This window comes from Streptosporangium sp. OZ121 (assembly GCF_051918885.1).
Lineage (GTDB): Bacteria > Actinomycetota > Actinomycetes > Streptosporangiales > Streptosporangiaceae > Streptosporangium.
In genome coordinates this window covers 201,890-221,404 of sequence record NZ_JBPXMC010000012.1, presented here as the reverse complement: position 1 = coordinate 221,404, position 19,515 = coordinate 201,890, and the positions used below count along the sequence as shown (strand labels likewise).

General features: G+C 68.8%; 25 protein-coding genes, 1 tRNA gene and 2 pseudogenes. 14 read left to right on the top strand and 14 right to left on the bottom strand.

Annotated features, from left to right (window positions below; translation table 11 throughout):
- Positions 1-155 precede the first annotated feature (155 nt).
- The 4 genes from ACTOQ1_RS22845 to ACTOQ1_RS22830 form a co-directional block, all read right to left on the bottom strand.
- Entirely contained in the window at positions 156-353 is a 198-nt protein-coding gene (locus tag ACTOQ1_RS22845; RefSeq protein ID WP_350967358.1) for a hypothetical protein, read from the bottom strand.
- Between the two features lie 2 nt (positions 354-355).
- A complete protein-coding gene (locus ACTOQ1_RS22840) occupies positions 356-1,198 on the bottom strand; it encodes a hypothetical protein (RefSeq protein ID WP_440070047.1) in 843 nt (280 codons plus the stop codon).
- A gap of 6 nt (positions 1,199-1,204) precedes the next feature.
- Entirely contained in the window at positions 1,205-1,912 is a 708-nt protein-coding gene (locus ACTOQ1_RS22835) for a hypothetical protein (RefSeq protein ID WP_440070046.1), read from the bottom strand.
- Between the two features lie 179 nt (positions 1,913-2,091).
- Entirely contained in the window at positions 2,092-2,553 is a 462-nt protein-coding gene (locus ACTOQ1_RS22830) for a hypothetical protein (RefSeq protein ID WP_440070045.1), read from the bottom strand.
- Between the two features lie 110 nt (positions 2,554-2,663).
- On the opposite strand from ACTOQ1_RS22830, the gene ACTOQ1_RS22825 reads away from it, so the two are divergent.
- A tRNA-Pro gene (locus ACTOQ1_RS22825) sits at positions 2,664-2,740 on the top strand.
- 4 nt (positions 2,741-2,744) lie between these two features.
- On the opposite strand, the gene ACTOQ1_RS22820 is transcribed toward ACTOQ1_RS22825, so the two are convergent.
- The 6 genes and pseudogenes from ACTOQ1_RS22820 to ACTOQ1_RS22795 all read right to left on the bottom strand — a co-directional run bounded on the left by ACTOQ1_RS22820 (position 2,745) and on the right by ACTOQ1_RS22795 (position 7,799).
- Positions 2,745-3,041, bottom strand: a complete 297-nt coding sequence (locus ACTOQ1_RS22820; RefSeq protein ID WP_440070044.1) for a hypothetical protein — start codon at positions 3,039-3,041, stop codon at positions 2,745-2,747.
- Positions 3,038-4,175 (bottom strand): annotated as a pseudogene (locus ACTOQ1_RS22815) (IS3 family transposase). The gene ACTOQ1_RS22820 and the pseudogene ACTOQ1_RS22815 overlap by 4 nt, the downstream one beginning before the upstream one ends.
- A gap of 293 nt (positions 4,176-4,468) precedes the next feature.
- Positions 4,469-5,713 (bottom strand): mannosyltransferase family protein, encoded by a 1,245-nt coding sequence (locus ACTOQ1_RS22810; protein WP_440070043.1) that lies wholly within the window; start codon positions 5,711-5,713, stop codon positions 4,469-4,471.
- Complete coding sequence (locus tag ACTOQ1_RS22805) at positions 5,710-6,507, bottom strand: multicopper oxidase domain-containing protein (protein WP_440070042.1); 798 nt, start codon at positions 6,505-6,507, stop codon at positions 5,710-5,712. The genes ACTOQ1_RS22810 and ACTOQ1_RS22805 overlap by 4 nt, the downstream gene beginning before the upstream one ends.
- Before the next feature lie 29 nt (positions 6,508-6,536).
- On the bottom strand, positions 6,537-7,208 hold the full coding sequence (locus ACTOQ1_RS22800) for a multicopper oxidase domain-containing protein (RefSeq protein ID WP_440070041.1): 672 nt from the start codon (positions 7,206-7,208) through the stop codon (positions 6,537-6,539).
- Positions 7,209-7,409: 201 nt separating this feature from the next.
- On the bottom strand, positions 7,410-7,799 hold the full coding sequence (locus ACTOQ1_RS22795; RefSeq protein WP_440070040.1) for a hypothetical protein: 390 nt from the start codon (positions 7,797-7,799) through the stop codon (positions 7,410-7,412).
- Here ACTOQ1_RS22795 and ACTOQ1_RS22790 point away from each other — a divergent pair.
- Positions 7,786-7,947 carry a hypothetical protein gene (locus tag ACTOQ1_RS22790; protein ID WP_440070039.1) on the top strand — a complete coding sequence of 54 codons (162 nt, stop codon included), beginning with the start codon at positions 7,786-7,788 and terminating at the stop codon, positions 7,945-7,947. The two genes, ACTOQ1_RS22795 and ACTOQ1_RS22790, sit on opposite strands and share 14 nt — an antisense overlap.
- Before the next feature lie 8 nt (positions 7,948-7,955).
- Here the strand turns inward: ACTOQ1_RS22790 and ACTOQ1_RS22785 are convergent, their stop codons facing one another.
- Complete coding sequence (locus tag ACTOQ1_RS22785; protein WP_440070038.1) at positions 7,956-8,741, bottom strand: hypothetical protein; 786 nt, start codon at positions 8,739-8,741, stop codon at positions 7,956-7,958.
- Positions 8,742-9,179: 438 nt separating this feature from the next.
- Between ACTOQ1_RS22785 and ACTOQ1_RS22780 the strand changes: the two genes are divergently transcribed.
- The 4 genes and pseudogenes from ACTOQ1_RS22780 to ACTOQ1_RS22765 all read left to right on the top strand — a co-directional run.
- Entirely contained in the window at positions 9,180-9,851 is a 672-nt protein-coding gene (locus ACTOQ1_RS22780) for a hypothetical protein (protein WP_440070037.1), read from the top strand.
- A 323-nt stretch (positions 9,852-10,174) separates the two neighbouring features.
- On the top strand, positions 10,175-10,471 hold the full coding sequence (locus ACTOQ1_RS22775; protein WP_440070036.1) for a hypothetical protein: 297 nt from the start codon (positions 10,175-10,177) through the stop codon (positions 10,469-10,471).
- Between the two features lie 220 nt (positions 10,472-10,691).
- A complete protein-coding gene (locus tag ACTOQ1_RS22770; protein WP_440070035.1) occupies positions 10,692-11,057 on the top strand; it encodes a tyrosine-type recombinase/integrase in 366 nt (121 codons plus the stop codon).
- Positions 11,056-11,163: pseudogene (locus ACTOQ1_RS22765) on the top strand (IS5-like element ISFal3A family transposase); the annotation flags it as partial. The gene ACTOQ1_RS22770 and the pseudogene ACTOQ1_RS22765, both read left to right, overlap by 2 nt.
- Before the next feature lie 79 nt (positions 11,164-11,242).
- Here ACTOQ1_RS22765 and ACTOQ1_RS22760 read toward each other — a convergent pair.
- Positions 11,243-11,827: a hypothetical protein gene (locus tag ACTOQ1_RS22760; protein ID WP_440070034.1), complete on the bottom strand. Its 585-nt coding sequence runs from the start codon at positions 11,825-11,827 to the stop codon at positions 11,243-11,245.
- 395 nt (positions 11,828-12,222) lie between these two features.
- On the opposite strand from ACTOQ1_RS22760, the gene ACTOQ1_RS22755 reads away from it, so the two are divergent.
- The gene (locus tag ACTOQ1_RS22755; RefSeq protein ID WP_440070033.1) at positions 12,223-12,444 is read left to right on the top strand and encodes a hypothetical protein; all 222 of its coding nucleotides are present in this window, start codon (positions 12,223-12,225) and stop codon (positions 12,442-12,444) included.
- 69 nt (positions 12,445-12,513) lie between these two features.
- On the opposite strand, the gene ACTOQ1_RS22750 is transcribed toward ACTOQ1_RS22755, so the two are convergent.
- Entirely contained in the window at positions 12,514-13,107 is a 594-nt protein-coding gene (locus ACTOQ1_RS22750) for an ATP-binding protein (RefSeq protein WP_440070032.1), read from the bottom strand.
- Between ACTOQ1_RS22750 and ACTOQ1_RS22745 the strand changes: the two genes are divergently transcribed.
- The 7 genes from ACTOQ1_RS22745 (at position 13,088) to ACTOQ1_RS22715 (ending at position 18,391) form a co-directional block, all read left to right on the top strand.
- Positions 13,088-13,432 (top strand): ATP-binding cassette domain-containing protein, encoded by a 345-nt coding sequence (locus ACTOQ1_RS22745; RefSeq protein WP_440070031.1) that lies wholly within the window; start codon positions 13,088-13,090, stop codon positions 13,430-13,432. The genes ACTOQ1_RS22750 and ACTOQ1_RS22745 overlap by 20 nt on opposite strands.
- 14 nt (positions 13,433-13,446) lie before the next feature.
- Entirely contained in the window at positions 13,447-15,195 is a 1,749-nt protein-coding gene (locus ACTOQ1_RS22740; RefSeq protein ID WP_440070030.1) for an alpha/beta hydrolase, read from the top strand.
- 139 nt (positions 15,196-15,334) lie between these two features.
- The gene (locus tag ACTOQ1_RS22735; RefSeq protein ID WP_440070029.1) at positions 15,335-16,060 is read left to right on the top strand and encodes a flavodoxin family protein; all 726 of its coding nucleotides are present in this window, start codon (positions 15,335-15,337) and stop codon (positions 16,058-16,060) included.
- A 48-nt stretch (positions 16,061-16,108) separates the two neighbouring features.
- Positions 16,109-17,050, top strand: a complete 942-nt coding sequence (locus tag ACTOQ1_RS22730) for a DUF5996 family protein (protein ID WP_440070028.1) — start codon at positions 16,109-16,111, stop codon at positions 17,048-17,050.
- Between the two features lie 125 nt (positions 17,051-17,175).
- Positions 17,176-17,625, top strand: a complete 450-nt coding sequence (locus tag ACTOQ1_RS22725; protein WP_440070027.1) for a GNAT family N-acetyltransferase — start codon at positions 17,176-17,178, stop codon at positions 17,623-17,625.
- Positions 17,626-17,687: 62 nt separating this feature from the next.
- Positions 17,688-17,999, top strand: coding sequence for a MoaF-related domain-containing protein (locus tag ACTOQ1_RS22720; RefSeq protein WP_440070026.1), 312 nt, complete (start codon positions 17,688-17,690; stop codon positions 17,997-17,999).
- A 2-nt stretch (positions 18,000-18,001) separates the two neighbouring features.
- Positions 18,002-18,391, top strand: a complete 390-nt coding sequence (locus tag ACTOQ1_RS22715; protein WP_440070025.1) for a nuclear transport factor 2 family protein — start codon at positions 18,002-18,004, stop codon at positions 18,389-18,391.
- 607 nt (positions 18,392-18,998) lie between these two features.
- Here ACTOQ1_RS22715 and ACTOQ1_RS22710 read toward each other — a convergent pair.
- Positions 18,999-19,427 (bottom strand): SRPBCC family protein, encoded by a 429-nt coding sequence (locus tag ACTOQ1_RS22710; RefSeq protein WP_440070024.1) that lies wholly within the window; start codon positions 19,425-19,427, stop codon positions 18,999-19,001.
- Between the last annotated feature and the right edge of the window lie 88 nt (positions 19,428-19,515).

Genomic DNA, 19,515 nt, shown 5'->3' with positions numbered 1-19,515 from the left:
CGCACCCGAACCTCACCCTTCGCAGCCCTCCGCCCCGTTGGATGAGATCCAACGGGGCGGAATTAACCAACAGCGTCCGTGTGGACGGAGCCCTTCCCGTTTCGACGACCATCCCCGAGGCGGAACTCCCCGGTGCGGGGCCGCCTCCGGAAGGCCTAGCGCCTACGGCGCCAGCCGCCCCCGCCACCGGTGGTGGTCCGCGGGCCGGCCGAGCCGATCCCGGCCTGGTGCAGTGCGAGCAGCAGAAGTCCGAGCAGCAGGAAGCCGGTCCCGGTGAGCGGGCCGAGCCTGGTGTTGATCAGGTCAAGCAGGAATCCAAGGCCGAACACGACGGCGGCGGCGATTGCGAGCATGGTTACCTCGTTCCAGCGGAGATGTTCAGGAGCTGTTCCAGAGTCGCCCGGTAGTCGCGCAGAGCGGTCCGGAGGTCTTCGGTGTCGTTCTTCTCGGTGTTCTTCCAGCGCCCCTGGAGCTCGGTTGCCCGGGTCTCCAGCGCGTTCCGCAGGGAACTCGTGACCTCGTCGAGCAGGGAGTCGGCCCGTTCCACCGCGTCACGCGGGTCGTCCACGAAACCGGCCTGGACCTCCTGCCAGCGCCGCCGTACGTCGTCGGCGTCCTGATCGAACAGGGCGCCGGCAGTGGCGGGCGCGGTGGCGGCGGGCGTCTGCCCGGTCTCCGTGGGGGTGAAGCCCGTGTCCTCGTCGAGCACGTCGTCCGGCCGATCCGCGGTGTTCTCGGGGAAACCGGGGGTCACCGGGGAGCCCGTGCCGGGCACCGTGGCGTCGTGCGCGGCGGTGCCGGCCACCGGCGTGCCCGGGGTCGCGGCGGAGGGCTGGGCGTGGGCGAACGGGCTGTCGTTCCTGCCGTCGTCGTTGAGATCACCCGGCACGCCGCGCCGGTCGTCGTCGAGTGGGGCGTCCGAACCGGTGGTGACGCGCCGGTCGTCGCTCGATTCGACGACGAGGACGTCGTCGCGGTCACCGATCAGCGGGTCGCGTGTACCGGTGTCCGGGTCGACGGGCGCGGTGTCCGTGCGGTCGGCGTCACCGCGGCGCGGCTCCTGGAACTCGGGGGTCACGTCCTGACCGTGCCGCGGCGCGTTCAGATCGTCCTCGTCGAACTTGCGGGCCGCCCGGTCGTCGTTCTCGTCCGCCTTGTGGACCAGCTGGTCCTTATCGGGGTTCAATCGGTCGTTCATCTCGGTTCACCGTCCTTGGGTGTCGCGTCGGGAGGCTCGCCCGGCGTCGTCGGTGGTCTCGGGCTCGGGGGAATTAGCCTCCGGGACGTCCCGATCGGTGGAAACCGTGGAACCCGTCCGCCCGGAGTCCCCGTCGACGGCCTCGGCCCGCCGGGAACCCCGGCCGCCGTCGGCCGAGCTGCCGGGGGCATCGAGCAGTTCCTCGAACAGGGCGCGGTAGTGAACCATGGCCTGCCGGAGTTCCTCGGTGGAGGCCTCCTTGTGGGCGGCCCGGGTGCTGATCTCGTGAGCCTGCCGGTAGTGGTCGAGAGTGCGGCCGTGCGCGACCGACAGGTCGGAGAGCCGCTGCTCGAAGTCCTCGGTCGGGTAGCCGCGCTCCGCCATCACGGAGGTGACCAGGTGGTCGGCCTCCGTCACCGCGAAGCCGGGAGCGTCCACGAAACGCTCCTGGACCTCCATCCACTTCTTCGTGTAGATCTCGCGCGTCCCGGCGTCCAGGGCGCGGATGTCGAGGGAGCTGAAGCGCTGCTCGCGAGCGATGAGTTCCTGCTCGGCGTCGCGCCTGTTCTCGCGCTCCTGAACGATACGTTCGTATTCGGGGCCGAAGCGGTCGCGAAGCCGGTGCCGGCGCTGCTGCTGCAGCACGAAATAGCCGACTGCGACGATCGCCACCACCGCGACCACGACGACGGCCACCCAGATCACGGTGGACATGTCTGCCTCCGGTTGTGTAGGCGCTTGTACCCGTGCGCTGCCCTAGGGTCAAGGCTCGAAACCGGTTACCGACATCTGCGGCGTGCCACTACTCGGTCTGGATTTAATGTTTTACCGAGATTTTTCGGGTAGCTACTGATCTTTTGTTGAGCCTTCGATCACGGTCCCCGCGCTCGCGCTCACTCCTTCACGTGATCCTCGACGCCGCCGGAGCCTCCGGCGGCGTCGATCGCCTTCCGGGCCTCGTTCACCATCCTTTCGACCAGCCACTCCCCGGGAGAGGCGGGAACCTCGAGGAACCCCCTGCCGGCCTCGTACGAGATGTCCATGCCGGAGGCGACCAGCCGCCCGGCCCAGCGCAGCGCCGTGTTCAGCTTCTCGGCGGGAATCGCCCGCCCCTGCGCCACGGACGAGAGATTGCGCAGGTTCGTCGCGGGCCCGGACTGGTTGTGCGCCCGGTCCAGCTTCCACGGGATGGCCCGCGAGTGATCGAGCATCGGCTTCGAGAGCCCGGCCGCCCGCTTCGCCTGCAAGATCCCGGACTCGCTCACCCCGAACCGCGCGGCCAGCTCCGCGTTCGACAGCCCCTGCCCGGCCAGTCGCCGCAGCTCCTCCTGGTCGATCAACGCCTTACGCCCCACGTGCCCTCGCCTTTCGCGCGATCGCCTGCCCTCGCGGGCGTCGCCGTGTGCGAAGCCCCCTCGATCTGCGCTAAGGTTATGACGTCCCGCCCGAGAGGGCGCCGGACAACCGGGACGTAGCGCAGCTTGGTAGCGCACTTGACTGGGGGTCAAGGGGTCGCAGGTTCAAATCCTGTCGTCCCGACCAGGTTTTAGCTGGTCGGCAAGGGTGTCACCCGAAAGGGAGGCACCCTTTCTTCGTTCTGGGTGGCTAACTGAGTGACTATGGCTCCCGTCACGTGAAGATCCGGTCCATCGCCTCCGCCCCGCCGAGCAGGACCGGGCGGATCCGCTTCCGGTAGACCGGCCCCCGTCACGGCGGTCCCGCGGTGGCCGACGAGCCGCGCGATGTCCTCCAGGGGTACGCCGGAGTCGGACAGCAGCGAGACGAAGCTGTGCCGCATCTCCCGAGGTGTCCAGTCCTTGGCGGGCAGTCCGGCGTCCTTCACGATCTTCCGGAACGCCCGCCGTACGTTGTGGGAGTCCAGGGGAGGTATTCGGCGGGGCTGAGCTGGCCGTTGGCGGAGTGGCGACGGCGTGGGTTGTAGAACCCCTCGATGTAGGCGAAGATCGCACGCTCGGCCTCTGACCTGGTGTGGAAGGTCCGCCGGTCGATCAATTCGCATTCCAGCGAGGCGAAGAAGCTCTCGGTGATGGCGTTGTCGAAGCAGGTGCCGGTGCGGTCGGTCGAGGGGCGCACGCCGGCCTGCTCACAGCGTTGGCCGAAGGCGAGCGAGGTATATTGACCGCCCTTGTCGCTGTGATGAATGACCCCGGCATCGGGGCGGCGCTGAGCGATCGCCATCGCCAGGGCGTCGGTGACCAGTTCGGTGCGCATGTGCTCGGCCATCGCCCAGCCGACGATCCGCCGGGAGAAGACGTCCAAGACGACCGCGAGGTAGAGGAAGCCCTGCCAGGTCGGCACGTATGTGATGTCGGCAGTCCACAACCGGTTCGGCTCGTCGGCTTCGAACTTCCGCCTCACCAGGTCCGAGGCCGCGGCTGCCTTCCGATCCGTGATCGTCGTGCGACAGCCCGACGCCGAGATACCCCAGTCAATCCGGCCGCGCGCATCAGCCGGGCCACTCGCTTGCGCCCGATGCCGATGCCGTCGATCTGGCGCAGGTCAGCGTGGATACGCGGCGCCCCGTAAATCTCGTCGGAGGCCTGATGGTGAGCGCGGATCTTCTCGGTCAGCTCCGTGTCGCGACGGGCGCGAGCCGACGGACCACGCCCGGCCCAGGCGTAGTAACCCTGGCGCGACACACCCAGCACCCGGGCCAGCAGGGAGACCTTGTGGTGGTCCTTCTCCGCATCGATCAGCCGAAATCTCGTCTCGGCCGATCCATCCCCCGCGCGAAGAAAACCGCGGCCTTACGCAAGATCTCCTTCTCCTCGCGCAGCAGCTTGACCTCGCGGCGCAGCCGGGCCAGCTCGTCTTTTTCGGCACTGGTCAGGCCGTCGGCGCGACGGCCGTCATCCAGATCGGCCTGGCGCACCCAGGTACGGATCGACTGGGCGGAGGGCTCGAACTCCCGAGCCAGTTCCTCCGGCGACCGTCCGGCACGCACCAGCTCCACCATCTGCCGGCGAAACTCCGGCGGATGGTTGTTCGGCACAGCAGACTCCTTCTTCCGGGAACCAGGGTTCCCCAGAGATCAGGTGTCCACCAAACCGGGCCAACTCCAACTCCACCGACGGTTGGGTTCGAGGAGCTCGTCGCCATGATGGTCGAGGTGGACTTCCGGCTGCTGTCCGACGGTGGCGACCCCGAGCAGGACCCCTCCTGGCCCTGACGGCACCCGCCGCCCCGCTCCCGCCCTGACGCCCGCCGGTGGACCGCCGGACGCGGGCGGAGTGCCGGGCGCGGGCGGTGTCAGCCGATCCACGCGCCGGTGGTGAAGTTCCCGGTGTTGATCGCCATGACCGGGATCATTATGGCCATGCTCACCAGCCACACCCAGGGTCTTCGCACCCCCGCGACGCCGATGGCGATCCACAGGGGGAACCAGGTCAGCGACCCCCGGCCGATCGACATGTAGAACGACGACAGGGTGAGGAAGGACAGCACCTGGGGGGCGATGTACGCGAACTCCGGCCACTTGCGCCGTACCGCGAGGCAGCCGGCCAGCACCAGCAGCACCGCGGCCGAGATGATCTCCTCGTAGTAGGACGTGGTGAGCGAGGCGACGTCGTCGGACATGCTCCAGGTGTTGGCGAGCGCCTCCCACGGCCAGACGGCGTGCCGGCCCCAGAACCGGTCCTGCACCGAGTTGTAGGCCAGCCAGTCGCCGGTGCGGGTCCACTGGTAGACGCTGTACAGCACGAGCGGCACACCGGGGAGCGCGAGCCAGGGCAGCAGGCGCCACCCGCCCGGGCGTTTGCGGCCGTTCTCCGCCACCAGGAACATGACGAGCAGCCCGAAGGCCAGGAACAGGCCGGAGATGCGCACCGTGGCGGCCCCGGTGGCGCACAGCGCGGCGTCCTCCCAGCGGCCGTTCCTGGCGAGCAGCCACGCCGAGACGGCCAGGGCGAGGAACAGCGCCTCCGAGTAGCCGGAGTACAGGAACACGGCGAACGGGCTGAGGAACAGCGCCGCCACCGCGTACCGGCCGCTGCCCGCCGCGTACGTCTCGGCGAGCCGCGACAGCGCCACCGCGAGCACCGCGCTGGCCACCAGCGAGATGATCATCGTGGCCAGCCGGCCGTCCTCGACGACCGGCCGCATCACCTTGATCAGTATCGCCATGCCGGGGAAGAACGCCGGCAGCTTCCCGGCGTCCTGCATGCCCGGGGGGCCGTCGTAGCCGAACTGGGCGATGGCGATGAAGTTCTCGGCGTCCCAGCGGGTGAACCGGTTGAGGAACGGGTCGGTGGTCCGGCCAGGGCCGGCCAGGTAGGCGTAGATCAGCACACCGACGTGCGACAGCGCCCAGAGGAGCAGGGCCAGCCGGTCGCCGGGGTCGGTCAGGAACCTGGGCACCCACCGCTGCCCGGCCACCTCACCGGTTGACTCGCCGGTCGTCTCGCTGGAAGTCTCGCCGGGACGTGCGCCGGGTTCCGCGTCGGCCGGTTCCGGCTCCGTGATCTCCACCGGTCCGGCGGGCGCGCGATCAGTCACGCGAGAATCCTTATATAGGCGCAAAATCCGGGCAACCGGTTGCCCGCGGCATGATCCTTCCGTGCCGGCCCGTCCCCGCTCGTCTCCTGCGAAGACCACCTCCGCCCGGTGGCGGGACGCCCCGCCCCGCCGTGAAACTTCCACGCGGTGCCGGCCGCCGTGCCCGCCGTGGAAGGGGATGTCACGCCCTTGTACCGCAGATGCGGGGCCATCCCCTGGTCGGCGTGCGCGAGGTTGTGGCAGTGGTTCATCCACACGCAGGGATTGGCCGCGCGAAACGCCACCTCCCACACCTCGCCGGGCCGCACGTCGAAGGTGTCCAGCCACAGCGGGCTGCCGGACGGGGCCGTCCCGTCGCGCGCCAGCACCAGGACCGTGTGACCGTGCGGGTGCCAGGGAGGGGTGTCCCGCCCCCGGTTCACGACCGTGACGCGTATGAGGTCGCCCTCCCGGACGAGCTGCGCGGGGATGGCGGGGAAGGCGGGGAAGGCGCGGCCGCCGACCGTCTGAGCGTATGCGGGGACGCCCCCCACCAGGGCCGGCCCCTGGTCGAGCACCATGGTGAAGGCCCGGTCGAAGCGGCTCGCCGCGCCGAAGGCCGTGGCGGCCGGGGCGCCGTACCGCAGCGGGTCGAACTCGGGCCACCCCGACCCGTCCTCGGCGGTCGCGGGCGCCGCGCCGCCCTCGGGGACGAGCCGCAGGCCGCCGTCCCGCCGGTCGTCCACCAGCAGGGCGGCGCCACGCGGGGACATCGCGAACACCACGTCGTAGCGCTCGCCCGCGGGCAGCCGCAACGCGGTCCTGCTCAGCTCGCCCGGCGCGTTCAGGTCCCGGCCGTCGATCGCGGCGACCCGGAACGAGGTGCGGCCAGTGTGAGCCGGTGCGGGGCGTCGTCGATGTTGACCAGCCGGAGCCGCACCGCGGCGCCGGGCGCCACCCGCCGGTCGAACCGCCGGTCCCGCGTGCCGAGGGCGGCGGTGCCGCCGAAGGTGTGCACGGGCAGGGCGAGGTCGGTCTCGGGCGCGTTCCCGGGGGACCGCGGGCTCACCACCAGCATCCCGTACAGCCCAATCTTCACGCCGCGATCGGACACCTCGGGGGTGTGGTACCAGTACCTCCCGGTCTGCAGGGCGCGGAACCGGTAGGTGAACTCGTGGCCGGGGAGCATGGCGTCCTGGGTCAGCCCGGGTACGCCGTCGTCGCCCGACGGCACGTCGTAGCCGTGCCAGTGCAGGGTCACGCCGGGGCCGATGTCGGCGTTGCGCAGCCGGACCTCGACCAGGTCGCCCTCGGTGGCGGTGACCGCGGGCCCGGGCACCTGGCCGTCGAACGTCCACGCGGCGACGCGGCGTCCCGATGACAGGGTGACGGCCGCGGTACGCGCGGTCAGCGTGAACCGGCGCACGGCCCCGCCCGCCGCGGGCGTGGCCGGCCCGCGTAACGCGGTCACCGGCCCGACCACGGCGGCGTACCCGGTGCCGAGCAGCGGGACCACGACCGCCGGGCCGAAGGCGGCGCGCCTGCCACCGCCGGGCGGGGGTACCGATCTCCTGGACGGACGGGGTGGTGCCGGGGTCCTGACCGGGCGCTGTGGTGCCGGCGCGGACGGCGCGGGCGAGCCGGGGGCGGACAGGACGCAGGCGGCCAGCGTGCCGAGCAGCAGCAGCGGCAGGGTCAGCTTCTCCTGGACGAACCATCACCCGGAGGAGACCAGGGCGAGGGTCAGCGCCGTCTCCGCGAGCGACGCGGCCACCGCGACGCCCAAGACCGCGAGCGCCGGACCCGCCCGCCGGGCGGCCGCCGCCGCCCCGCGCCGATCCACGCCATCGTGGCGACTGAAGTGGGCGTCGGGGTGGGAGAGAAGCTGCCAGACGATGGTGAGGATGGAGCGGCCGACGGCGACGACGGCTCGTTGCTTGCCGCGTCGCCGGGCGATGCGTCGGTAACGTTCCCCGAGGAAGGTTGGGGTCTTGCTGGCGCCGACGGCGGCTTCGCCCAACACGCGGGCCAGGTAGCGGTTGCCGTGGCCGGCGGAGCCTGAGCCTTTCTTCTTCCCGGCCGACTCCTTGGAGATGACCGAGGTCAAGGCCGACGCCGAACGCTTCGAGACCGTCTACGCCCGCGAGAATCTCACCAGCGTGCCCGAGGGATTCGACCCCGACATCCACGATCCCGAACAGCTCCAGGACAAGCCCGATCCCGAACCGACCGGCCGCATCCTGTTCCTGCTGTGATTTAGCCGTCAAGCTTCAGTTGACGGTTGCCAGAGGCAGATCTCTTCGGGGCGGACGCGCCGCCCACATAGTTCGCACCAGTCGTGTTCCATGGTGGACAGCCCGGTGGCGGCACGTCTGGATGTTGCCAGGATCTCGTTGAGCGGTTCGGGATGCTTGGCGAAGCACCGCAGCACCCACGTGTCATGATCTTCCCACCAGGAGTTGAGCTGCAGATGTACCGCCGTTTCGCCGTCGTACCACCAGAGATCGGCCGGTCCGGTGGCTTCCGGCACGACCGGCGGGAGCTCATCCGACGCGATCACAGGGATCTCGCTCGTATCGACTGTCATCCCAAAGGCACGATGCGGCCACGATCGCGCGACAGCGAGCAGTGCGTGGCTCTCAAGGCGCTGTTCAACTGACCGGTTGATGATCTGGTACCGAATAGGTGGGGACAGCGCCATGGCGACCCGCCCGTCTTCTAGGACATCGACCTCCCACGTCCAATCGCCGTCGATGATCGCGGGGAACGCCCAGCCGTAGAGAGTTTCGCGAGCCTTCGTCTCACCCTCAAGGCCGTGGTTCATGCCGTTCTCTCCAGGCATGCCGTAGAAGAGACCGCCGTATCGCTCTTCGAAGCCGACCATTGCCTTGACCACGCTTGGCGGTATCGGGACCGGGGTTCCGGTTTGGTCAACCGCACAGCCAAGGGTTTTGATCTGCTCCGTCGGGATGGCAGTGAGCCGCTTGCCGTACGTCAGGAGCAGGTTCCGCACTCGTGGCGAGACCGATGGATCGTCGAAGATGTGCACTTCGCCAACCTACGTAATGCATGATCACTCGTGTCGATGCCCAGTCGATGATCGTCGGGTTGGCTGTTGTGACCGACTGTCAGGGCTGACGATCTGTCACGCAGACCATGAGCCCTGACACCCGAGCTGGTCTCGTCGGCGTATGTTCAGGTCGATGATCCGTCCGAGGTCCGTGATCGGGACCGGGACCGGGACACCGAACTCGTACACCACTTCCATGGACGCAACCCGCCCATGACGCGGTCCCGCGCAACTGCGAGCAGGAGATCTGGGCATGAGCCCGCCTCACCGGAGAAGCACCCCAACCTGGCGATACACCTGAACTCGAACCAGACAGCAAACGGGGGATCAAACCCTCATCAAGGGAACAACGGGGGCCGCGCACGCGTACCTTCGTGCTGACCGTTTGACACAAACACGCGCGAAGGAGCCCGTCAGGTGACCAGCACTCTGACCTTGCAAGCACTGCGGCGACTGAGGACCGCCCCTGGCGGGCAGTTCGACTGCCGGATCAGCTTCTCCGACGGACCGGGAACTTCGCGGCCGGTCGCTTACGTGGAACGCGAGGTGCTGCCCAACGGCATATCCGCCTACCTCGCGGCCCGGAAGAGCGGAGCCCGCTCCTTCGTCCTGTGGGCGGACGAGCATCGCCAGGCGCGGGTCGCCACCCTGGTCACCGTCTCCACGGGCAGCGGGCGGGCACAGTTCAAGGTGCTTGGCCCGCACGGCGAACCGCTCGGTATGTTCACGCGCGACAAGGCGTTCAGCCAGGGACTGCGCACACGCTGGACGGTGAGCCGCGCCGGCAGCCCCGACGCGGTGGGATACAAGGGCTGGCTGTTCTGGTGGTGCGTGTGGTGGCTCTGCTCGCCCCTGCTGCCGCTCATCGTCGTGGCCGCCCTGTTCGGCGGCGGCGGCGACTTCCCGCGCGGCCCACGCCGCATCAAGTGGCGCTCCGGCGGACAGGTCCCGCTTGAGTTCAAGTCGTCCGGGGACACGGTACGTCTGTACGCACCGGAGCTGGACTGGCGGCTCGGAGCCGCCCTCGTGGCCCTGATCCCCTCCTTCGACGGCTGGATCGGCGACCCCTGGGACAGCAGGAAGGACTGACGGGCAGGCGGCGCGCCCGTGATGCGGCGGGAGGCGCGGACGGTGGTTTCGGAGCGCGGAGGCCGCGTGAGCAGGATCTCGGCGAAGGGCCGGCCCGGGAATCGTGTGCCGGTGGAGGGTATCCTGCACCACGGAATACTCGCCGCCCCCGTGTGCATGTGCTTCGTCAGGATGTCGGCGATCTCCTCGCCGGGGTGGCGGCTGTCGAGAAGGTCGCGGATGTCCTCCCGCGTGAACACCTTCTCCTCCTTGCTGCCTGGATCGCCACACGCCGAACCTCTACACGCCACGGCGGGGCCCACGCGGGCTGGTACAAATGCGGCATGAGCGAACTCGCCGGCTATCCCCCACAGCCGAACGTGCCGTCGGCCCGGCGTGTCCACAGCCGGAGGTACCGCGTGTGGGCCCGCGCCCTCCTGTGGACGCCGATCGCGCTCACGGTGGCCGGTGTCGTCCTCGGCCTGGGGCTGTTCGCGGCGGCTGACGCCGACCCGGCGTACGGTTCGTCCGCGCTCGGCTATCTCGGAATCTTCGTGTGGGGCGGCCTCGCGGTCCTGTCGCCGGCCCTGCTCGGGTCGTTCATTGCCGGGCTGGTCATGCTGATCCGCGCGCGCGGCTGAGATCGCGGCGGGACGCGGCCCGCCGCGACATGCTCCAGGCCGGCCGCCTGGACGATGTAGTGGCCACGTCGACGGTCACCGTCTCGGCGGAAATACTGAACCGATACTTCACCAGCTCGAAGAGCCCATCGGTGAAGGCGGGCAGGTCATCCTGCCCTGAGGTCCGGCCGTGGCCGGCCGTTGTGACGCAGCCGGAGCCGACGGCGCCGACGACCCGTGCGTGGTTACGAAGGCGCACGTCGAGGTGTTCCAGGCGTGGATGGTGGAAACCCGGTCGGCGTCCACGGCGCTGAACAAGTACAAGTGTCTGCAGCAGTTCTTCCGCTGGTTGCAGGGCGACGAGCAGTTCACCGACCGGAATCCGATGGACCGGGTGCGGCCGCCGAAGACGCCGACCAAGCTGGTGCCGGTGCTGGGGGAGGCGGACACGGCGAAGGTGCTGCAGGCGTGTCGGGGCAAGGGGTTCGTCGGCCTGCGCGACGAGGCGCTGGTCCGGTTGTACGCCAACACCGGCGCCCGCCTGTCCGAGGTCGGCATGCTGTTGGTCACCGACGTGGACATGACACTCCCGAAAGCCTCGAGATAACGGCCGGAAGCGGTTCGTGGTGACCGACACGATGGGGCTGCTGGTGACGGTGTGGGTCCTCGCGGCGTCGTGGCAGGACCGCGATGGTGGTCGGGGTGCGCTGGTCGCGGCGGTGGCGGCGGTGCCGTCGATGCGACCGCCCTCAACCCGCTCGACTATCAGATCCGTCGCGGAGACTACGCGGATCACGTGCCGCTCCCGGGCAGCGCTCGTGAGCGAGCTGCCAACCCGAGTGCCCACTGGGTGCCGCTGGCGCGGGCTCGCGATCCGAGTAGCTCCATCGCCGTGGCGGCGTGCTCGGGCTGGCCTGAGCGAACGGCTGCCTCGATGAGCTCGGGCAGGGCGATACTGCTGAATGTCAACTCGTCATACTCGACCGGCGGCGTTGCGGCGGCAAGCGCTTCGTCGTAGTTGCCCAGACCGTTGTACAGCGTTGCCAGAGCGACCTGGGCCAGGCCGATCGTTGCGTCCTCACCCCGTCCCGTCGCCTCTTTGACCATGGCCTCGTACAGCTCCGAGGTTTCGGTCTGCTGGCCGCGCCAGGAAGCCAGGGTGAGTCTGGCGTTGGGCAGCGGTGGGCCCCCCGTCACCTGCGTGATCGCCTGCTCCTCCGCAGTCAACTCGGTGGCGCGGGCGGTCTCGCCGGTTAGCACAAGCACAGAGGCAAGGGCGTTGAGCGCGGCCGGAAGCGTGGCCAGCGCGCCGGTTTCGCGGGCGAGCCTCACATCGCGGCTGGCAAGGACGTAGATCGCCTCGTCGTCCCACAGCATTGCCGCGATGTGGCAGGCTAACCAGAGCCAGCTGCGGTTGTCGTTGTCGGCGGGGGAGTCGTGGTTGCATAACGACTCCAGGGCCTGCTGCAGGGTAGCAACACTTGCCTCGAAACCCTGTGTGAACCTGGTGGCCGGTCCGTACAGCAGGAGATCGACTGGCCGGGGTGGCGTCGGCGGTGCGGGCGCGGCTTGGGCGGCCTCGGCCGCTTCCTGCAGCCATCGCCCACGGCCGAGGCGGCCGGGCGTGGAAGGATGCCTGCAACGCCGGTCTGGGTCGGTCTGCGGGTCGGTGGCGGCGGCCAGGGCGCCGTGGGCGCGGCGCCGGCCAGCAACTGCCGCGCGTCGGTCTCGCCGAGCCCGTCGAGGCGCAGTTCGGGCAATCCGGAGAACGGGTGAACATCGCTCGCGTTGGCGTCGCGCAGCGCGAACACCAGCGTCATCCGCTCGGCTGCCACCCGACGCGCCACGAACGCCAGCAGCTGCGCGGAAGCTTCGTCCAGCCACTGCGCATCGTCGACGAGGCACAACAGCGGCTTGTCCTCGGCTACCTCGGCCAGCAGGTTGAGGGTGGCCGGCCCGACCAGGAACCGGTCCGGCGCCGCCCCGCCACGTGAACCGAACGCCACGCGCAGGGCAGCCTGCTGCGGCTCGGGCAGCGGATCCGCGTGGTCCAGCAGCGGCCCTCACAGCTGGTGCAGGCCGGCGAAAGCGAACTGCCTTTCAGGCTCCACCCCGACTGAGTACGCCACCCGGAACCCCGACGCGGCCGCGACGTCACGGGTGTACTCCAGGATCGCGGTCTTCCCGATGCCCGCTTCCCCACGCAGCACTACTGCCCCACTGCGTCCGGCCTGTGCCTGGGCGAGCAGGTGTTCGATGGCGACGCGCTCTGCGCGCCGGCCCGGGAGGTCGGTCAGTTTCGCTCCCGCCCAAGGCTGGGATGAGGCCCGACAGGACCGGAGTAGGTAGTTGTCACCGATGGGAATCGCAATTTCTCCTGATCTCGGCCGCCACGGCAAGGCCGTGATCTCCACGCGAAGCGGTTGATGAAACGGATACCGCAGGTCGAGACAAGCCCCGAGCCCGCGGCTGTCATCGCTGGTCAACCGCGTACAGGCCGCCCAAACCGGCTTACTCCACCGACAGCGACCAGCTCGCTTGCGACGCAGTGCGCTGAGGTTGGGAGCTAAGGGGGTTGTACCGACGCGAAGGTGCGGCCAATGACGGAAGTCTTGTGCCGAGACGGAAGGATCCGCGATGCTCGTCAGCCCAGTCATCGAAGTCGCCCAACTGAACGCTGCCTACGGCGAGTTCCACGCCGTCGAGGGGCTCTCGTTTCAGGTCGCGCGCCGGGAGCTCCACTCACTCCTCGCCACCAACGGAGCGGGCAAGACCTCGACTCTCGAGGTCATCGAGGGCCGCCGGACGGCGTCGGCGGGCACGGTGCGCGTCTTCGGCAGAGCCCTACGGATCGGCACGCGCTGCGTCTCAGCGCTGCGTCCCAGGATGGGGATGAGGCCGCAGGAGAGTGGGTTCGCAGCCGACCTCACCGTTGCGGGAGTGTCAGGAAACGGCCGTCAACAGTCGAGGGCAGGGGTATGAAGTTGCGTCGAAGCGTGGCCGTCACCGTCGTCACCGGGATCGCCGCGTCCCTGGCGGCGGCACCGGCGCAGGCCGGTGGTCCGGCGACGCGGGTGGAGTGGGGCGTGTGCCCCGAGGAGGTCGCGGTTGTCTCGCCGACGTTGCAGTGCGCGACGGTGCCGGTGCCGTTGAACTACCGCGATCCAGACGGTGTCAAGATCGACATTGCGGTGTCGCGCATCGCCAGTGCGAAGCCGGCCGAGCGTCGTGGCATCCTCCTGCTCAATCCGGGAGGTCCGGGCGCCTCGGGGCTGACGATGCCGGCGGACCTGGTCGGGTTGGGCCTGCCGAGCAGCGTGTCGGAGCGCTACGACCTGATCGGCATGGACCCTCGTGGGGTCGGGCGTTCGGCGCCGGTGAGCTGCGGCTTCACCGGCGAGCTGGACTATTTCAGCAACGTTCCGCCGTACGCGGTCGACGACGCGGCGGTTATCGAGCGGGCGAGGACCGCGAAGGCGGCTGCCGAATGGTGTGCGGCCAACGACACCGAGGGTCGGCTGCGGCATATCACGACCGCGAACACGGTCCGTGACCTGGACGCGATCCGTGCCGCGCTCGGCGAGGAGAAGGCCAGCTACTTCGGTGCGTCGTACGGGTCGGCCCTGGGTGCCGCGTACGCGTCGATGTTCCCGGACACCACCGACCGCGTCGTGATCGACAGCAACCTCGGCGACACTCGCCTCGACTATGCCGCGATGCGCCGGTTCGGCCTGGGTGTGGAACAGACGTTCCCGGACTTCGCCGCGTGGGCGGCGGCCAGGCACGGCGCCTACGGCCTGGGCCGTACCCCGGCGCAGGTGCGCCGGACCTACTTCCGGCTCGCCGAGCGGCTGGACGAGGCTCCGGTGGGCTTCATCACCGGGGCGGTCTTCCGGTTCACCACCTTCGCGGCGCTCTACGGGAAGGTCAACTATCCGGCACTGGCACAGTACTGGCAGTCGCTGCCCCGCGCCGACGATGCGGCGGTAACCGGGTCGGGCGACCGTGCCGCGACGCCGCCGGAGTTGTTGCCCTGGGATAACTTCTTATCGGCGTACCTCGCCGTGACCTGCAACGACGTCAACTGGTCCGAGGACGTCAACACCTACCGACGCGCGGTCGCCGAGGACCGCAAGAGATACCCGATGTTCGGCGCGGCCAGCGCGAGCATCACCCCCTGTGCGTACTGGGCGCACGAGCCGTCTGAGCCGCCGGTGCGGATCAACGACAAGGGGCCGCGCAATGTGCTGATCGTGCAGAACCTGCGCGACCCGGGCACGCCGCACCGAGGCGGCGAGCTGCTTCGGGAGAAGTTCGCCAAGCGCTCCAGGCTGGTCAGCGTCGACGGCAGCGGGCACGGCGTCTACGTGTACGGCGACAACGCGTGCGCGCTGAACGTGACCACGGCGTACCTGGTTGACGGCACGATGCCGAGGGACACCTTCTGCGGCCCCGCGACCCGGAGGCTCGACGCCGACGCCGCCCAGCGGCGCGCTGACACCCTCGACCGGCTGCGCCGCCGGAACGCCGCCACATTCGGCGGAAACGCGATCAAGGAGTCCGCCCTGCCGGCAACCTTGGGGAAGATGCCGCCTCATGCCCATGCCCTGGCAGCAAGTTCGGGGAAGCCGCTGTCTCGGGTCGCGCGAGTTTCCTCCGGTGGCCGCGGTCATCCCGGCGACGGCCGGGAAACCTCCGGCGGGGTTGTCGTGGGTGGCGTGCCCACCGGAGGTGCCCGGCTGTGACCGCCGGCGAGAGTGTGGAAGCGGTGTCCACGTGCTCGGCGGCCGATCCGGAGATGATGATCTCGAACCCCGGCCCCGGCGACGGTGTCCGGCTCGCGGTCATCGATGTTATTGATCACTTGCGACCAGGAAGGACATCATGACCGCGACGACGATCGAGAAGCCCGACTTCACCGGGCTGCGCGCGCTGTACATCAACTGCACCCTCAACCGTTCCCCCGCCCGGAGCCACACCCAAGGAGTGGTCGATCGGAGTGTGGCGATCATGGAGGCGAACGGGGTCAGCGTGGACCAGATTCGCGCCGTCGACCACGACATCGCCACCGGCGTGCGACCGGACATGACCGAGTACGGGTGGGACACCGACGAATGGCCCGCGTTGCTGACCCGGGTGCTGGCAGCCGACATCCTGGTCATCGCCGGTCCGATCTGGCTCGGCGACAACAGTTCGGTGACCCGTCGGGTGATCGAGCGGCTCTACGGCTACTCCGGTGTACTCAACGAGCAGGGCCAGTACGCCTACTACGGGCGGGTCGGTGGCTGCCTGCTCACCGGCAACGAGGACGGCCTGAAGCACTGCGCGATGAATATCCTCTACAGCCTGCAGCACATCGGCTTCACCGTCCCGCCGCAGGCCGACGCGGGCTGGCTCGGTGAGGTCGGTCCCGGTCCGTCCTACCTCGACGAGGGTTCTGGCGGGCCGGAGAACGACTTCACCAACCGCAATACCGCGTTCATGACCTACAACCTGCTCCACCTCGCGTCGATGATCCGTCGTGCCGGCGGATTCCCGGCCTACGGCAACCAGCGCACTGCCTGGGACGCAGGAGTTCAGCCGGACGCCGCCAACCCCGAGTACCGCTGACCCGACGACCGTCACCCTCTCGTGACAGCGCCAAGGATGTGAGTAGCGATGACGATCCCGGCAACGATGAGCTGGCCGAGCCTGCGGGTCTCGGACTGGACCGCCACCCGCGACACCCTGCACATGTGGACCCAGATCGTGGGCAAGATCCGCATGGCGCACGCCCCGTTGGTCAATCACTGGTGGCAGGTGACCCTGTACGTGAGCCCGCGCGGGTTGACGACGTCCGCCATCCCGTACGGCACGGGAGCCTTCGAGATCGAGTTCGACTTCATCGGCCATCGGCTCGACGTTCGCACCAGCAACGGCGGCGCGCAGAGCCTCCCGCTCCGGCCGATGCCGGTCGCCGAGTTCTACTCGCGGGTCATGGCCATGCTCGACGAGCTCGGGATCGAGGCACCGATCCGGCCGCACCCCAACGAGGTCGACCCGGCGATCCCGTTCGCCGAGGACCACCACCACGCCTCCTACGACGGCGAGGCGGCCGTCCTGTTCTGGCGACAGCTGCTGCAGGCGAACCGGGTGATCGGCGAGTTCCGGTCGCACTTCGTGGGCAAGGTCAGTCCGGTGCACTTCTTCTGGGGCGGGATGGACCTCGCCTGCACCCGCTTCTCCGGCCGGTCGGCCCCGCCGCACCCCGGGGGCGTGCCCAACTGCGGGGACTGGGTCATGGTCGAGGGCTACTCCCGCGAGCTGTCCAGCTGCGGGTTCTGGCCCGGCGGCGGTGAGGAAGGCGCCTTCTACTCGTACGCCTACCCCGAACCCGACGGGTTCGCCGAGCAGCAGGTCAGCCCCGAAGGCGCGTACTTCAGCACCGAGTACCAGCAGTTCCTGCTGCCCTACGAGGCCGCCCGCGCCGCACCGGACCCCGACCGCGCGGTCGCCGAGTTCCTCCGCACCACCTACGAAGCCGCCGCGGACCTCGGGCACTGGGACCGCTCCGCGCTGGAGGACAACCCACGCCGGTGGCACCGCACCCCGGCGGTCTAGCTGAGCCGCAGCTCTCCCCCGAAGTCGATCCTGGCCAACTCGGCAGGAGAGGTGATGCCCAGCGTGGGATAGACGCTGGTCAGGTGGTGGCCGACCGTACGGGGGCTGATCAACCCGTATCGGAGATGAAATCTGATGGAGGACACATGGTAGTGAATGTGAAGGGTGTCCCCGAAGCCAAACAGTACGAAGCTCGGGTCGAGGGAGAGTCCGAGGTTGCGGGTATCGCGCAGTACATCCGCACCACGGAACTCATCGCGTTCGTACACACCGAGGTCTCGCCGGAGTACGAGGGCAGGGGAGTTGGGGCGGCCCTTGCCCGCGCCGGTCTCGACGAGGCCCGCGCCGCGCGCCTGCTGGTCCTGCCCATTCTTCGCGGGGTGGATCGCCCGGCACCCCTAGTACCAGGACCTGGTGTACCAGTCTCGCAGCAGAGTCAGCGACTGAACCGCAAGGTACGGCAGCGATGGAGAGTCGGTATGAGCAGCAGTACGAACTCGTGGACGGCGCGGCGGGGCCTTGCGGTCAGACACCGTTCGGCTGACCCGACACCCGGCCTGTCGATCCCAGAATGAGGCAAGGGGCGAGCAGGTGGTCCGCATAGTGCACCCAGACCGGCTGAAGAAGGAAGGACGTCATGACTGAGCAGGTGATCGGCAGAAGCTACCGGTTCAACCTGGGTGAACTGAAGGTCCGGTTCACCTTCGATTCGCAGACACAGGGCAGCTTCGTCGTCGAGAGCGGCGGTGGGCTTGCGCCCGACGGTCACGCGGAGACCGTGAAGCTCGACCTGAGGAAGATCCGCGACGGCGTCTACTTGAATTCGTGGACGGAGGCCAGCGGTGCCACCGTCACCCACGTCGAGGACTTCGCCAACGCGACGCTGTATTCCAACGTGACTGTCGGCGGCACTCTCTACAACTTTGTCGGGACTATCGAGGAGGCATGACCATGGACGCGAACACGGCGACTGACCAGGCTCAACGCAACACCGAAATCGTACTGACCGCCATGCGAGAACTCTTCGCCGAGAAGGACGTCACGGCGCTCGACCGGTACTGGTCTGAGCCTTACGTCCAGCACAGTCCTCAGATGGCCAACGGTCTGGACACGCTGCGCGCCGTCGTGCCGGGTCTGGAGGGCTTCCCATGGGAGCCGAAGCGGATCGCCGCACAGGGCGACCTCGTGTTCACCCACAGCATCGTCCATGGCTGGGCACCGAACCCAGTCGTCATCGTTGACATCTTCCGGCTCGACAATGGCCGTATCGTCGAACACTGGGATGTTATTCAGGACCTCACCTCCCCCGAGGCGACCGTCACCGGTAACCCGATGATCTGACACCCCGTAGGTGGGAGAGAGGCGGCGTAGGTAAGCCGTGTGCGGTAGAACCGCATGCACGGTTTGACGGGCGGGAGCCGGAAACGGAGCAGATATCGCGCCACGGCCACGGAGAAGAACAACCCCACGGGAAACCGTACGGTCACCAGCGGCTCCATGCCCTACAGCCGATCAACGCCACCGCGCCGGCTCCCGACCCTCCCAACCTGGTGAAGTCGATGTCTTCGCCGCTAGCGGGCTGTTCTGGCGCGGTGTTGGTGCCGACGTCGCCATCGTGACCATCGATGGACCTGGTCGAAGGGGCAGGTAGTGGTGATCAGATGTGCCAGGAGACGGCGGACCTCGCCGAGGGTGAGGGGAATGCGGCCGTCATCGGATCCGCTGCCCCCTTCTCGCCTGCGCGACGGTGACGGCGGAATAGGCGTGGCCGCACCGAAGGAGAGTCGCGTCCGGGTAGCAGGCATCGTATCGGCGGACCTGGTGGCGTTCCGGGTCGACCTCGGTCTGGGCGGTCTGGAAGCACTCCTCGATCAGCCTCGCGGGGCCGATCGAGGTCGGCGAGCCACTGCCTGGAGCCACTCCGGACGCTGGGCCGCGTACACGGCCGTCATGCCTCTGCCCGCGCGGCGAGGGCCGTATTCATTGCCGCGAAGCCTGACTCGGTCGAGCGCAACACGCCGCGCAGCATCATCACGAGCAACCCGGAGAAGCGTTCGGACTGGGCGAACCGGGTCGATTCGGGAGCGAGCGGTTCGATGTCGAAGGAGTGCGCGCCGTCGAAGATGCCCGGGATGAGCAAACGGCCGAGCCACACGAGCCGCCGCTCGGGCTCGACGGCGGTGACGGTGGGAGTGAAGCGGCGCGGCTTAGCCCCGGGAAGAGCGATGGTCACCGCCAGCCGGGATCCCCGGGTCAGGCTGCCGTCAAGCTTCGTGATGAATGGGTGCCATTCCGGGTACGCAGCAGTGTCGGCGAGGATCGCCCACACGCGATCCGCGGGCGCGGCGATGCCGATCGTGTGGCTGGTGGTAGGCATGGTCGTCCTCTCCTGGTCTGGCCCAAGGGCGACTCAGTGACCAAATCGGTTGTGCGACATGGTGTCGCATAGTTCCAGGTCATTTCGG

What these genes read in the sequence shown, in the direction of transcription:
- ACTOQ1_RS22750 (WP_440070032.1), bottom strand. Translation starts at nt 13,107, where the DNA reads ATGACTGGGCTGACGAGCATCGCGGATCCTTCCGTCTCGGCACAAGAC.
- ACTOQ1_RS22720 (WP_440070026.1), top strand. Translation starts at nt 17,688, where the DNA reads ATGACTGAGCAGGTGATCGGCAGAAGCTACCGGTTCAACCTGGGTGAA.
- ACTOQ1_RS22730 (WP_440070028.1), top strand. Translation starts at nt 16,109, where the DNA reads ATGACGATCCCGGCAACGATGAGCTGGCCGAGCCTGCGGGTCTCGGAC.
- ACTOQ1_RS22775 (WP_440070036.1), top strand. Translation starts at nt 10,175, where the DNA reads ATGAGCGAACTCGCCGGCTATCCCCCACAGCCGAACGTGCCGTCGGCC.
- ACTOQ1_RS22760 (WP_440070034.1), bottom strand. Translation starts at nt 11,827, where the DNA reads ATGCTGTGGGACGACGAGGCGATCTACGTCCTTGCCAGCCGCGATGTG.
- ACTOQ1_RS22715 (WP_440070025.1), top strand. Translation starts at nt 18,002, where the DNA reads ATGGACGCGAACACGGCGACTGACCAGGCTCAACGCAACACCGAAATC.
- ACTOQ1_RS22725 (WP_440070027.1), top strand. Translation starts at nt 17,176, where the DNA reads ATGAAATCTGATGGAGGACACATGGTAGTGAATGTGAAGGGTGTCCCC.
- ACTOQ1_RS22835 (WP_440070046.1), bottom strand. Translation starts at nt 1,912, where the DNA reads ATGTCCACCGTGATCTGGGTGGCCGTCGTCGTGGTCGCGGTGGTGGCG.
- ACTOQ1_RS22710 (WP_440070024.1), bottom strand. Translation starts at nt 19,427, where the DNA reads ATGCCTACCACCAGCCACACGATCGGCATCGCCGCGCCCGCGGATCGC.
- ACTOQ1_RS22745 (WP_440070031.1), top strand. Translation starts at nt 13,088, where the DNA reads ATGCTCGTCAGCCCAGTCATCGAAGTCGCCCAACTGAACGCTGCCTAC.
- ACTOQ1_RS22790 (WP_440070039.1), top strand. Translation starts at nt 7,786, where the DNA reads ATGACCGAGGTCAAGGCCGACGCCGAACGCTTCGAGACCGTCTACGCC.
- ACTOQ1_RS22845 (WP_350967358.1), bottom strand. Translation starts at nt 353, where the DNA reads ATGCTCGCAATCGCCGCCGCCGTCGTGTTCGGCCTTGGATTCCTGCTT.
- ACTOQ1_RS22840 (WP_440070047.1), bottom strand. Translation starts at nt 1,198, where the DNA reads ATGAACGACCGATTGAACCCCGATAAGGACCAGCTGGTCCACAAGGCG.
- ACTOQ1_RS22735 (WP_440070029.1), top strand. Translation starts at nt 15,335, where the DNA reads ATGACCGCGACGACGATCGAGAAGCCCGACTTCACCGGGCTGCGCGCG.